The following is a 12,810-nucleotide window of genomic DNA, read 5'->3' as shown; positions in this document are numbered from 1 at the left end:
GGGCTTGCGAGCGCAAATTTAGCTCGCCGCGGCGGGTAAAATTTCGCTATAATTTTGCCGTTTCAATAAGGAGAAAACGATGAGCGTGGAATTCCGCGTCAAAAACAAAAAGCGACCGCTATTTATGGGGTATTCGGACGCCATGAGCGTTAGCAAGGCATTGGATCTGCTGCCCGATCTATCGGTGTTTGGCATAGACGAGAGCGCCGAGGACTTTGACGAGAGGGCGTTTTTAAAATCGCCTTTGAGCGAGTATGAGTGTTTGATTTTGGGCGTGCGAGGCAAGAGCGGGCGCGGAATGGAGCTAAGATATGATGAGGAGCAGCAAAGCTACGCCGTGCGCGTAAATACGCCCGCGACGATCTTTGATTGGGTTTTGGCGATCTCGTATCTGCAGGCGCTATCTAAGCAGCTAGGAAGCGAGATCGCTGGTGAAGACGGCGAAATTTATACCCACGACACGATAGAGGAATTCGACTACGAGCGCGATATAGCGGCGGGACTACATTCGATAGATCAGCACTTAAGCGGCGATACGGAGGTAAATTTTTGCTACGGAGTAGAGAGGCCTTTTGCGATAAACCGCGCGATAATGGATGAAATTTTAGCCTCGTATAACCCCGCCGCCGAGTTTAGCAAGCGGCTGACCGAGATGCAATATCTTGACGCTTACAGCGCACACCAGAGGTTTTACCGAAATGGGAATGACGGCACGATAATGGGCTCATGCGCGCTCACGCAGGACCTGCCCACTATCCTGCCCTACAAGCCGTTTGTGGAGTGGCAAAACGCGGAGATGCTTAAAAATAGCGACGTAGCGCGCTGGCAGATCGCGCTAATAGGCATCGAGGGCGACGAAAACGACGCCGGTAACTACCGCGCGATCGCCGAGCTGGAATATGGCGAGTTTATCGCGCGCCTGCCGAAGCAAAACTACCGCTTCATCGATGCGAGCTATATTTTGGTTGACGGGCTAAGCGCTGAACAGCTAAAGGCGCTAGCGAGCTAAATTTTACTTGCGGTGAAATTCTACAGAATTTTATCGAGGATTGGCCTACAAAATTTAAGCCATCGAGGATTGACGCCGCAAAATTTGAAGTCACGGAATTTGCGGTAAATCTCGCGGCGCACAAAATTCTAAAAGACGGAATTTTATCGCAATGCACATTTAAGAATTCCATCACGATAAAATTCCGTCGCGGTAAAATTTAGAAAGGTTAAAATGAAAAGGACCTACTACGATCTAAAAATTTACGATAACGGCATGATGCGAGGCGTGCTGCAAGAGGACATCGAGGCATTGCCGTTTTTTGGCTACTGGCAAAAGATGAGTCTTGGCTCGACGCAAGGCATCTACATAGACGAAAATGGTAAAGAGCACAGGCTCGTCTATCTGCACGACTGGGAGAAATTTTGTAGATTATTCGCTCGCGAACAGGAGCTACTTAAGCGCGCCCCGGTCGGTAGCGAAAATGAGCGATCCGAGCCGTAGCGTATCTCGGTCGGCGGCGGAGAATAGCGGCGACCAGCTGCAACGCAAGTAAATTTTAGCCATTGAGTAGCTGCAACGCGTTTAATCAGCCAAAATCGCCGCCCCGCTTAAATATCCGAGTTCAAATTTAGCTCGTCTATGATAGATAAAAGCTCTGAAATTTCCTTTTTGATTTCAGCGGCGTCCCCTAAGCTAGGCGGCGGCGAAAAGAGCGTCGTCTCAAATTTGTTTTTCGCTCCGTTTAAAAATAGATAAAATTTATCGTCCATAAATGCCGCGCTCAGCCCCATTTTCCCCGCGAATTTTTCCTTTAGCTCTCGCAGGCGCTCCATAAATGCGGGCGTTAAAAGATACCTCGCCTCAACCTTATCGTCCGCAAAGACCCTAAATTCTTTGCTAAAAAACAGGTCGTCCATCTGCTCTTTTTCGCCTAAAAATCTGGTGTTTAGCGTGCGGCTCGCGACTATAGTTTGCCCGCTAAATTTCTTGTAAAACTCGCAGACCAAAACCGAGCCGCTAAAGGCTTGCATATCTTTCATCGTTGACCAAGCAAAAAATATTAGAGAGATTAGGTTAAGTCCGGGCGAGTCGCCTAGTTTTAGTTTGGCATCTCTGGGTATGCTTATAGCTTCGCTAAGATTAAATTTGACGCCGTTATACGTTCCGCTAATTAGGTCTTCGGCACGAAATCTGTCGCGTGAATAAATATTGATTTTTCTAAATTCTTGTTTGCTTATGCCTCCTTGGGGATCGTATTTAAAGATTGTATTTACGTCTTTTATTGCAATGCGAATGAACGTATTTTTAAAAAAACTCGTATAATCTTTTTCCGCATCCAGCGTATAGGATGCGGATATATTAATAGCAAGAATGATAAACGGCAAATAGGCGGCAGCAAATAAATCTCCAGCTCTGCTGCTGTCGAATATATACATAACGATCTCACCTCCTATCAAAAGCACGCCGAAGGTAAAGAAAAGTCCAAGAATTATGCTTTTAATATATAGTCTTTTGCATTCGCTTTGTTTTTTCGCGGTTGCCTCTATTGCTTCGTTTATATTCAAAATTTTACCTTTTTCTAAATTTACGCGGCGGATTTCGCGCTCGGAGCGAATTTTAGCAAAATTTACGCCGCAAAGATACGGCGGCGTGAGTAAATTTATTCGGCGGATTAAATTTATGAAATTTACGCCGCAGCGGCGATCTACTCGGACGTGCGCTGATTCAGCCACGCTCTCAGATTACCCGCGCCCTCTTTTAACACCCCAAATCCTGCCGCGGCAATACAGACAAAATTAATTAGCGAGCCCCTCCCGCCGACATTTAAAATCCCAAAGCCCACAATCCACAGCGCCGTGCCGAAGCCAAGCGTGCACACGGCGGTCGCGATCCCCAGCTTGCGGCGCAAGAGGCTTGGTTTGCGTACCACCTGAACTCGAGTAACCACGTAGCTGCCCGCATATCCTCCGCGGATGAAATACGCGCGCGCAAGCTCGCCCTCCTCTACGGGGATATCGTTAAACTCGCCGCGCAGTTTCACGCCGTCTATCTCGAAAAATATCCAAATTTTGCTATTTCCTCTTGCAGCGTGGACACGGAGATTTCGAACCTCGCCCGTGATCTCATATTCCAACTTGTCTCCTCAAACAGCTTTGCGCTTTGCTTCCGCGCTAAATTCCGCGCCGTAAAATTTTAAAATCTAAATTTATACCTTGCTTGCAGCACTGCCCATAAAATTTTAAAGTTAAAACTCTGCAAACCCTAAATTTAGAACTAAGCCTTAAAAATTTTATAGCAATAGAATTCCAAATAAAGCTCTGCCGCTAAATTTAGCAAGCCATATGTGCGGGCTATCTGGACCTTGCCGAATTTCGCACGTCGCAAAATCGCGGCGAAATTCCACGTGCCGTAAAAGCTCCAAATCCGCCGCAGCAATATCGCAGGCAAGCCCATCGCAAAAACCAATACCGCGCGACGAGCAGCACAAACAGGTAGTGAAAGGCGGATAGCGCAAAATAGACGCCATACTACAAACGGTGCACGGCGAGCAATACAAAACAGGTGGCGTGCACGGCAGGCAGTGCAAATCGGCAAATGTGCGCCGGGCTACCAAGCGCCTACTTCTTTAAAATTTCGTTTTTCATGAATTCGTAGAGCTGGCAGGATTTTTTATTGCCCGCGTCGCAGCCCTTTTTGACGCATCCGAGCCCCTTGGAAAATCCGCGCAGATCCCCCTTGATCACATACAAATAGCCTAAATTATTGCAGGCATCGCCGTAGCCCAGCTCGCAGGATTTGGTGTAAAGCTTCTCCGCCTTGTCTCGATTCTGCGGCGCGCCGAGACCCTTATCATATGCAACGCCGGCATTATAGCAGCTATCCACTAGCCCGCCGTCACAACCTCGCTCGAAAAAGCTCACCGCCTTTGCCGGATCCGCCGCGAGCCCAAAACCGCCCGTGAAATAGACTACGCCCGCATTGTGGCAGCTCTTGGCATAGCCTAAATCGCAAGCCTTGACATAGTGCCGAGCTGCCGCAACGAAGTCCCTACTCAGGCGCCCTCGCTGATATAGGTTGCCTAGCTTGTGGCAGGCTACGGCGACGTTTTTATCGCAGGCTGTGTCATAAAATACTCCCGCTTGCGTCGCATTGCCCTCGCCGTCGTATAGGGCCCCCAAATCAAAGCAGCTATCTTTCTCGCCCGCCTCGCAAGCCTTAGCAAGAGCGAGCCTGGCGCCTTCGTAATCTCCGCGGGAGAGTTTGTCGCGCCCCAGCTGCGCGCAGCTTACGCCGTCGCCGCGGTAGCATTTAAACGATAAAACGGGCGACGGCAAAAAAAGCACCATAATCAAGATGCAAACGGCGATCAAAAGCGCCGTTATGTCAATGATCTTTCTCATATCTATCCTTTTTGCAGCGATGCACAAATTTTAAATAACGCACCAGCGAACCTACAGTTTATTGCAAACAAGACGTTAAAATTTAAACCACACCAACAAGCGCCACAGTTCAAGCCGACTCGTAAAGTTTAGCGCATTAAATTTAAAGTATATCAACCTGCTCAACCGTCTTTTGTGCCAATGATGAAGTAAAATTTTAATTTTGCGGTTGATCTATTGAAATCGTGTCTTTTATCCATTGAAGCTTTTCACAAATTTTTTCATTCCCTAAGTCACAAGCCCTCACAAAATAGTCTAACGCCTTGCGGAGATCTTGCTTTACATTCTGACTACCGCCAACGTACAAAACTCCGAGATTACCGCAAGCATAGGAAAAGCCTAAATCGCAGGCTTTCGTGTAAAATTCTATAGCTTTATCATAGTTCATCTGCGTCCCGTCGCCTTGCTGATATGAAAATGCGACGTTATAGCAGCTATCGGGTAAGCCATGTTCACAGCCTTTTTTAAAAAGCTCAAACGCCTTTTCGTGATCTACTTCTAGTCCAAAACCGCCCATAATGTATACACTTCCACCGTTGTGGCAACTTTTGCCATAGCCTAAATCACATGCTTTTTCATAAAATTTTACCGCTTTTTTATAATCCTTCTTTAGGAGACCTTTTTGGTATAAATTTCCTAGCTTGTGGCAACTTGCTGCTTTACTTTTCTCGCATGATTTCAAATAAAATTCGCTTGCTTTTATAGCATCTACTTTATCGCCGTTATCATACAAGATACCTACTTCAAAGCAACTATCGATATCTCCTAAATCACATGCTTTTGCGAATATTGTCCTTGAGCTTTCATAATCACCTCTTGATTGTTTATCTCGCCCTAGCTCCACGCAGCTTTTATTGTCGTCAAAATGGCATTTTAACGATAAAATCGGCGTAGGAAAAAGAATTTTAATTAAAACGCAAACGGCAATGACAAGAGCTACGATGCTAATTGTCTTTCTCATATCTAATCCTTAAATTATCCACTCATATCCATTAAAATTTGCCAGCAACTTTATGCTTATTGCAGAAAAACACAAACGGAAAAGATTTCGTATCAAGACACGATTTGAGTGAAATTAATATAAAATCAACTGATATGAGCCTACATCTTCTCTTTCGTGCTTAGGCCCATCAGGGCAAACGCCGTGCGAATACTAAGCGCCACGAGCGCGAACAGCTTGAGCTTCGCATCCTCGTTCTCGCTACCTACGACGCGGTTTTCGTTGTAGTATTTGTGAAAGTCCGCCGCGAGCGCCTTCAGGAAATCGGGCAGCTTCTGTAAGCCGCGCGAATTAAATGCGTCGTTTAAAATTTCATTCAAACCAAGCGCCGCAAAAGCTAGGCCGAGCCCCGCTTCATCCAGCGTGCAGAAGTCCGCGCCCAAGACGTCCGCCTCGCGTTTGCCCGCTTTGGTAAAAATTTGATTGACCCGCGCATGGGCGTAGTTGATGTAAAAGATCGGATTGCTGCTGTCCTCGCGCGCAAGCTCGTCCACGTCAAACTCAAGCGGCGTCTCGCCCTTTTTACTGATGAAGATAAATCGCATAGCATCCCTGCCGATCGCAGCGAGCACGTCGCTCATCAAAATCGCGTTGCCCGCGCGCTTGCTCATCTTGTAGGTCTGCCCGTCTTTGAGCAAATTTACCATCTGCATTAGGATGATCTCGAGCCTGCTTTCGTCGTAGCCCAGAAAATGCACGGCGGCCTTTAGGCGCGCGATGTAGCCGTGGTGATCGGCGCCCCAGATGTTGATGCAGCGCTCATATCCGCGCTCAAATTTGTTGTTGTGATAGACGATATCGCCCGCGAGATAGGTAGGGCGCGCATCCTCGCGGATGACGACGCGATCCTTTTCGTCGCCGAGCTGCGATGAGCGGATCCAAATTTTGCCCTCCGCCTCATACATCTTGCCGCTGCGCTCAAGCTTTTTAATCGTAGGCTCAAGCTCGCCGTAGAGGCTCTTTTCGCTAGCCCAGTTTTGGATATGGATGCCGGCGTCTGCGAGATCTTTTTGTATGATTTTTAGCACTTCGTCTTTAGCAAACTCCGCGAGGATCAAAACGCGCGATTCGTCGCGGAAAATTTCATCGCCGAATTGGGCGCGCGCAAGAGGGATGATCTCGTCAATATACTCGCCACGATAGTATTTCTCGGGATAGCTCACGTCCTCGCCCGCAAGCTCGCGCGCACGAAGCGCGATCGAAGTGCCCAAAAGCTCAATCTGATTGCCCGCGTCGTTGATGTAATACTCGGTATCGACGCGGTGCCCCAGATAGCCTCCGATGCGCGCGAACGTATCGCCGTAAACGGCGCCGCGCACGTGCCCGATATGAAGCGGACCGGTCGGATTGGCGCTGATGTATTCGAGCAGAATTTTTTGCGGCATAGCGGTGAAATTCTGCGCCTCATCGCAATTTGATGCTGCGAGGGAATTTGACGCCTCTTCGGAATTCTGCGAAATAAAATTTTGCCTAGTGGCGGAATTCCGCGATTTAGCGGTGTCGTTGCCTCTCGCAGCTAGATTTGCAGCGTAACCTTTGCTAGCAGGCTCGCTCGCGCAAAGCTTTTCCGAAACTGGTAAAATTCCACGTCCAAGCTCGGCGTCGTTTTTCGCAAAATCGCCGCCCAAGCTAAGAGCATTTTCAGCAAGAGCGCCCAACACGGCGGGCTTTAGATGAAAATTTAGATAGCCGTTTACCGCCGTGGCGCTTAGAATTTCGCTATCTTTAAATTTAGCCGCAAGCTCCTCGGCGATGAGCTTAGGCGCCTTTCGCAGCTCCTTAGCCAGCGCAAAAGCCTCGGGCGAGGCGTAATGAGCCAAACTTTTATCTTTGGGTCTTTCTAAAACGACTTTGCGAGATAAAATTTTAAAAATTTCATTTAAGACTAAATTTTTCAAATCCTTTACGCCTTTTTAGTATCGCTGATTTCGGCGTCTTTGATCTCTTCCTCTGCCTTTTTCTCGACCTTCTCAGGCGTATCGTCCTCCATCTCTTTTTTGAAGGTCTTAATGCCCTTACCTACGCCCTTTGCAAGCTCGGGGATTTTTTTAGCTCCGAAAAGTAACACGATAATCGCTAAGATAATTAGCAGTTGTTGAACGCTTACGCCCATTTTTTTCTCCTTTAAATTTTCCAAATTTCGATTAGCTTGCCTATGTCGCGGCTCGCCGTTTCTAGTTTGATAGTTTTGTAGATTGATCTTAAATTCTCATACGCCGCTTCCAGGCGGTCGTTTATTATAAAATAATCATACTCACCTAGGCGCTCCATCTCCTCTTGCGCGTTTTGAAGGCGTAAAGCAATATCGGCAGGATCATTATCGCCGCGAGCGCGCAACCTATCCCTAAGCTCCGACAAGCTCGGCGTAGTAATAAATACACTAGTAAGCTCGCTTTTAGGCACTTTGCTGCGCACGATCTCATATCCTTGCACATCGATGTCAAAAATCACGATCTTACCCCGCTCAAGCTCGCTCGTAGCGGCCTTTAGCGAAGTACCGTAGTATTTGCCGTGGACCAACGCCCACTCTAAAAACTCTCCGCGCTCGATGCCTGCGCGAAACTCGCCCTCGCTTATGAAATGATAATTTACGCCGTCCGCTTCGCCCGCACGCATTTCGCGCGTCGTAGAGGAGATCGAAAAGTATATCTGCCCGCCGAATTCCGCGATAAGGCGCTTGATAAGGGTGCTTTTGCCGCTACCGCTAGGACCGGAGACGAGCAAAATTTTGCCTTTCACTATCTATCTCCAAACGATATGTCTATATTGATCTTAAAGTCCTTCAGCGCGTCTTTAGCGTCCTTGCTGCCTGCAAATTTCTCGATCGTGTTTGCGATGCCCGCTTCTAGATCATCGCGCAACTTGGTTTTCAGCTCCTCGGCGCTTGGTTTTTTACCGTGCTCGTTACGCAGCGGCTCGCTTTTGGCGCTAGGCTCTAACTCGCTTGCCATAAGGCTGGCAAACTCCGCCGCAGCCGAAGCAGCAAGCTCATTCGGCGTAGACTGCGCGCCAAATTTTATCTCATTTGCCTGCTCGGACGCGCCGAATTTATACGCTTTAAATTCTGTGCGCTCCGAAGGCTTTGAAGCATTAAATTTTATCTGCTGCGCGGCGCTCTTTGCGGGTTTACCGGACTTAAATTGCTCGCTATCCGCAGAGTTTGCAAAATCGCCCTCCATAGCGCGCAAAAATCCGTCCGCAAACCCGCTAGCAACGCTATCAGCTTGTTCTCTTTGCTTCGGTAAATCTGAGGCATCTAATATGTGCGGCAAGTTTAGCTCCGAAAAATTTGGCGCAGGAGTAGAATTTATAATCCCGGTATTGCTAGAATTTGCAGAAGCTGCGAAATTCGTAGAAGCCACAAAATTTGCGCCAATTGAATTCCATGCTTCATTAGGCGTATTCTGTGCAAGTCCGCCAGTAAATTCCATGCTTTGAAACGGAACGGCGTTATAAAGATTTTCACGAGGTATATCGCCCGCACCCGCTAACGCAATCGGCGTATCTGAAGCGACCTCGTATTGAGACGAAATTTGCGTTTTTTGAAAATCCGTAGCCGCTTTATTTTTATCATGCGCAGATCTTTTATCCTCTTTTTCATCAGAAGCAAACGCAGCCGCGGCAAAATTATCATATCCTCCAAACTCCTCCACGGGCATGCCGGCACTATCGAAAAGCCTGGAAAAATCCATATCAAATCCGCTGTTAACAGGCGCGCCGGCTGCATCTTGCACTACTTGCGAGGCAGAATTTTTTTCATCTGTTTTATAGGCAAATGAGCCGTCTGACTCATGCTGTTCAAGCGTAACGTCCGCAGAGTCTTTCGCTTCCTCTAGATTAGGCGCAGCGTCTACCCTTTTTTCAACAGCAGCTTCATTAGAGCTGCCAGCTCTTTGCGGCTCGTCTTGCTGCGCAAGCGGTAGAGTTTCGCTTGCCCGTGTGGCAGGAATTTCATCTTCTGTCTGCGATTTATCTGTTTTGAAATTCTTAGGATTTTCATCATCTAGCGCTGCTAAAGCTATCGGAGCGTCATCCTTTGCGAGCGAAATTTCATCTTGAGGCGCGTGATTACTTTCGGCGGGTTCGCTTGTGCCGATACTATTTAGCGGCACATCCTCAGGGATATCGCTAGCAGCTAAGTTTAGAGGCATATCGTCTGCGATATTATCCGCAATCTTTTCTGCGACGGCGTTAAGCGGCGTGTCATCGGCGATGGTGTCCGCAAGAGCCGCTTCATCTGCAAGCTGCGAGAGCGGAATATCATCTGCGATCTCGTCCGTGCGCGGCATATCACCTACCAACTGCGAAAGCGGCACATCATCTGCAATCTCGGGCGCTATATCGTTTGCCAGCTGCGAAAGCGGTATATCTTTGCCGGAGTCATAAAAGCTATCCACAAGCTCTTCAAAATTACTACCCGAAGCGGAATTTGCCTGATCAATCGCATCGATCTCTTTCATCACAGAGCTTGCATCAGCAAATTCTTTCGCCATTTTTTCTTTCGCCTGCACGCTCATGTTTTGAACCGAAAACTCGCTGATAAACGTGATGAGCTCAAGCGGCGAAAAAGGCTTGGTAAGGGTGTATCGCGCTCCTGAGGCCGAGACATTCTTAGGCGTCAGAAACAGCGTTTTATTAAGATCAAATTTTGAAATATCATCGCCATCTTCATAATTTTTTATCGTCAAATCATATTCACTCTCGTCTGCACTATATGCTACTAGGTCCGCACCGATGCGCTCGCAGCAAATATTTACGACACTTGCAACCTGCTCATTGTGATTGTCAAGTAGAATTTTCATTTATGACCTTTTAGAAAGAATTTGGACTATTGTAAGATATTTTTGGTTATTAATTGCTTATATTTGCGCTAAATTTCGGTTATTTAGGCGATAAACTTTGCAGCATTTTTGCGCTAAATTCTCATCGTGGGTCACGAGCACGAGCGCGCCACGGCTGGATTTTACGTAATCAAAAATCACGCTCATGACCTCGTTTGCGGTATCTTTGTCTAAATTTCCTGTAGGCTCGTCGGCGAAGATTATGCGCGGCTTTTTGCAAAGTATGCGAGCGATGCTCACGCGCTGCTGCTGTCCGCCGCTAAGCTCGCCCACACCTTGAGCAAGCGTGTTTTCTATCTTAAGCTTTTTTAAAATTTTCTGATCTATCGCGTTATTCGTAAGTTTGGCGGCAAGTTCAATATTTTCGCCAGAGGAAAAGCCCTTAAAAAGGTAGTGAGATTGAAATATTATGCCGAAGTCGTTGCGGCGAATTTTAAGCCTCTCATCGGAGCTTAGCTCGTAAATACTGCGCCCGCCGTAGATCACTTCGCCCGAGTTCGGCTTTAAAAGCGTGCATAGAATATGAAGCAGAGTCGATTTGCCGCAGCCGCTAACGCCTAAAATAGCAATACTCTCGCCCTCCCCAACGCTTAAGCTTACATTTTCAAAGAGCGTATAATCATACGCGTGAGTAAGATTTACGCCCTTTAGAAGTTCCATATTTATCCGATTTGAGCCGCTACTTCAGCTGCGAAGTCTTCGCTCTTTTTCTCTAGACCTTCGCCCACTTCGAAGCGGACGTATTTTACGATCTCGATCTTGCCGCCTAGTTTTTTAGCTTCTTCCTCGATCACCTGCTCGACGGTTTTTTTATCGTCCATGACGTAAAATTGCCCTAGCAGAGTGAGGCGCTGATCGATCTGAGTATTGTCGGCGATGAAGCGATCGATCTGGCCCGGTAAAATTTTATCCCAAATTTTTTCAGGTTTATTTTGCTTGCGAAGCTCATCTTTTAAAACTTCTATCTCTTTGGCTAAAATTTCGTCCGTTAGATGCGCGCGCGAGCCAAACTGCGGGATCTTATGAAGGGGCTTACCTAAGCGCACAAACTCCTCATTTTCCTTCTCAAACTCGCCTTTAAGAGCTAAGAATTCTTTTTCGATAAAATCGGGATCAAGCTCTTTATAGCTGATAACCTGAGGTTTCATCGCGGCTGCATGCATGCAGAGATTTTTTATAAGCTCCTTCGCACCCTCTGCAGTCCGCTCACTGTCGCAAGCTGCGGCGATGATGACGCCTACGCGACCATTTGAGTGCAGGTAGCCGTTTACCACGCCGTTTGCGCCTGCCTTAATCGTCTCAAATCTTCTAACGACTAAATTTTCGCCGATCGTAGCGATCTGGCTTTTTAGATGCTCATCGAATTTAACGCCGTCGATGACGCTGGAATTTAGCTCATCAATGCTGCTAATGCCATTGCTTTGGATATGTAGAGTAGTATTTTTAACTAAATTTATAAAATTTTGATTTTTAGCCACGAAGTCGGTTTCGGAATTTATCTCGCTTATCGTGGCGATCTTATGATCCGCGCCCACTTCGACGCTCACTAGACCCTCGCTAGCTAGGCGGTCGGCTTTTTTAGCAGCCTTTCCGAGGCCCTTTTCGCGAAGCAGATCGACGGCCTTGTCCATATCGCCGTCTGTTTCAACCAAAGCCTTTTTGCAATCCATCATCCCCGCTCCGGTGCTTTCGCGGAGCTCTTTTACCATTTGCGCGCTGATTTCCATTACTCTTCGTCCTCGCTTACGTCAAAATCCTCTTCGCTCATCGCCTCAGCTACGACTTCCTCTTTCTCCTCGTCGCTGACGGCTTTGCTCTGCTCGACATCCTCGCTTGCGTCTTGATCGCGAAGTGCCTTGCCTTCGTTGATCGCCTCAGCCATCTCTTGGCAGAAAAGCTGAACCGAGCGGATCGCATCGTCGTTGCCAGGTATCGGGAAATCGACTACGTCCGGATCGCAGTTTGTATCCAAAGGCGCGATAACCGGCATTTTTAGGCGGTTAGCTTCCGCTACGGCGATCTTTTCTTTTACAACGTCGATGACGAAGATCATATCAGGCAAGCCCTTCATATTGCGAATGCCGCCTAGATAAAGCTCAAGCTTCTCTTTTTTGCGGCGAAGCATTAGCGCCTCTTTTTTGGTTAGTAAATTTATCGAGCCATCCTCTTCCATGGTCTCGATTACTTCGAGCTTGCGGATCGATTGCTTGATAGTGGAAAAATTCGTCAGCATGCCGCCTAGCCATCTGTGGCTCACATAAGGCATGCCGCACTTCTCGGCGTACTCTTTTAGCGTCGCGCCGGCTTGTTTTTTGGTGCCTACGAAAAGTATCGTCTTGCCCTCGGCAGCCGCGTCGCGCACGATATTATAAGTGTAGCGAAAGTAGCGGATAGTTTTTTGTAGATCTATGATGTAGATACCTTTTCTCTCGCCGAAAATGAATTTTTTCATCTTCGGATTCCATCTGCGTGTTTGGTGTCCAAAATGAACGCCGCACTCTAGCAAATCTCTCATTGTTACCATGAGTTTTCTCCTTG

13 protein-coding genes are annotated in these 12,810 nt (G+C 47.6%); 2 read left to right on the top strand and 11 right to left on the bottom strand.

All coding sequences use genetic code 11. The features are described 5' to 3' along the window. Window positions 1-79: 79 nt before the first annotated feature. Window positions 80-1,009 carry a DUF4299 family protein gene (locus Q0101_RS09040; RefSeq protein WP_297944640.1) on the top strand — a complete coding sequence of 310 codons (930 nt, stop codon included), beginning with the start codon at window positions 80-82 and terminating at the stop codon, window positions 1,007-1,009. A gap of 213 nt (window positions 1,010-1,222) precedes the next feature. Continuing rightward, window positions 1,223-1,492 carry a hypothetical protein gene (locus tag Q0101_RS09035; protein WP_297944637.1) on the top strand — a complete coding sequence of 90 codons (270 nt, stop codon included), beginning with the start codon at window positions 1,223-1,225 and terminating at the stop codon, window positions 1,490-1,492. Window positions 1,493-1,599: 107 nt separating this feature from the next. Here Q0101_RS09035 and Q0101_RS09030 read toward each other — a convergent pair whose 3' ends face one another. The 11 genes from Q0101_RS09030 to rpsB form a co-directional block, all read right to left on the bottom strand. Next, window positions 1,600-2,724 (bottom strand): DUF3137 domain-containing protein, encoded by a 1,125-nt coding sequence (locus Q0101_RS09030; protein WP_297944634.1) that lies wholly within the window; start codon window positions 2,722-2,724, stop codon window positions 1,600-1,602. Next, entirely contained in the window at window positions 2,697-3,125 is a 429-nt protein-coding gene (locus tag Q0101_RS09025; RefSeq protein ID WP_297944633.1) for a hypothetical protein, read from the bottom strand. Before Q0101_RS09025 ends, Q0101_RS09030 begins: the two co-directional genes overlap by 28 nt. A gap of 484 nt (window positions 3,126-3,609) precedes the next feature. Beyond that, on the bottom strand, window positions 3,610-4,392 hold the full coding sequence (locus Q0101_RS09020) for a tetratricopeptide repeat protein (protein WP_297944630.1): 783 nt from the start codon (window positions 4,390-4,392) through the stop codon (window positions 3,610-3,612). 196 nt (window positions 4,393-4,588) lie between these two features. After that, complete coding sequence (locus Q0101_RS09015) at window positions 4,589-5,392, bottom strand: tetratricopeptide repeat protein (protein WP_297944627.1); 804 nt, start codon at window positions 5,390-5,392, stop codon at window positions 4,589-4,591. A gap of 140 nt (window positions 5,393-5,532) precedes the next feature. Continuing rightward, complete coding sequence (argS, locus tag Q0101_RS09010; RefSeq protein ID WP_297944624.1) at window positions 5,533-7,329, bottom strand: arginine--tRNA ligase; 1,797 nt, start codon at window positions 7,327-7,329, stop codon at window positions 5,533-5,535. A 5-nt stretch (window positions 7,330-7,334) separates the two neighbouring features. Continuing rightward, a complete protein-coding gene (locus Q0101_RS09005) occupies window positions 7,335-7,544 on the bottom strand; it encodes a twin-arginine translocase TatA/TatE family subunit (protein ID WP_297944621.1) in 210 nt (69 codons plus the stop codon). A gap of 11 nt (window positions 7,545-7,555) precedes the next feature. After that, a complete protein-coding gene (gmk, locus tag Q0101_RS09000; protein ID WP_297944618.1) occupies window positions 7,556-8,170 on the bottom strand; it encodes a guanylate kinase in 615 nt (204 codons plus the stop codon). Next, complete coding sequence (locus Q0101_RS08995) at window positions 8,170-10,233, bottom strand: hypothetical protein (protein WP_297944615.1); 2,064 nt, start codon at window positions 10,231-10,233, stop codon at window positions 8,170-8,172. Before Q0101_RS08995 ends, gmk begins: the two co-directional genes overlap by 1 nt. Before the next feature lie 57 nt (window positions 10,234-10,290). Continuing rightward, on the bottom strand, window positions 10,291-10,932 hold the full coding sequence (locus tag Q0101_RS08990; protein WP_297944612.1) for an ABC transporter ATP-binding protein: 642 nt from the start codon (window positions 10,930-10,932) through the stop codon (window positions 10,291-10,293). 2 nt (window positions 10,933-10,934) lie between these two features. Beyond that, entirely contained in the window at window positions 10,935-11,999 is a 1,065-nt protein-coding gene (gene tsf, locus Q0101_RS08985) for a translation elongation factor Ts (protein ID WP_297944609.1), read from the bottom strand. Then, window positions 11,999-12,796, bottom strand: coding sequence for a 30S ribosomal protein S2 (gene rpsB / locus Q0101_RS08980; RefSeq protein ID WP_297944605.1), 798 nt, complete (start codon window positions 12,794-12,796; stop codon window positions 11,999-12,001). Before rpsB ends, tsf begins: the two co-directional genes overlap by 1 nt. Window positions 12,797-12,810: the final 14 nt, after the last annotated feature.

This window comes from uncultured Campylobacter sp., assembly GCF_937921625.1.
In the GTDB taxonomy this organism is placed as follows: Bacteria; Campylobacterota; Campylobacteria; order Campylobacterales; family Campylobacteraceae; genus Campylobacter_B.
This window is presented reverse-complemented; position numbering and strand designations above follow the sequence as displayed.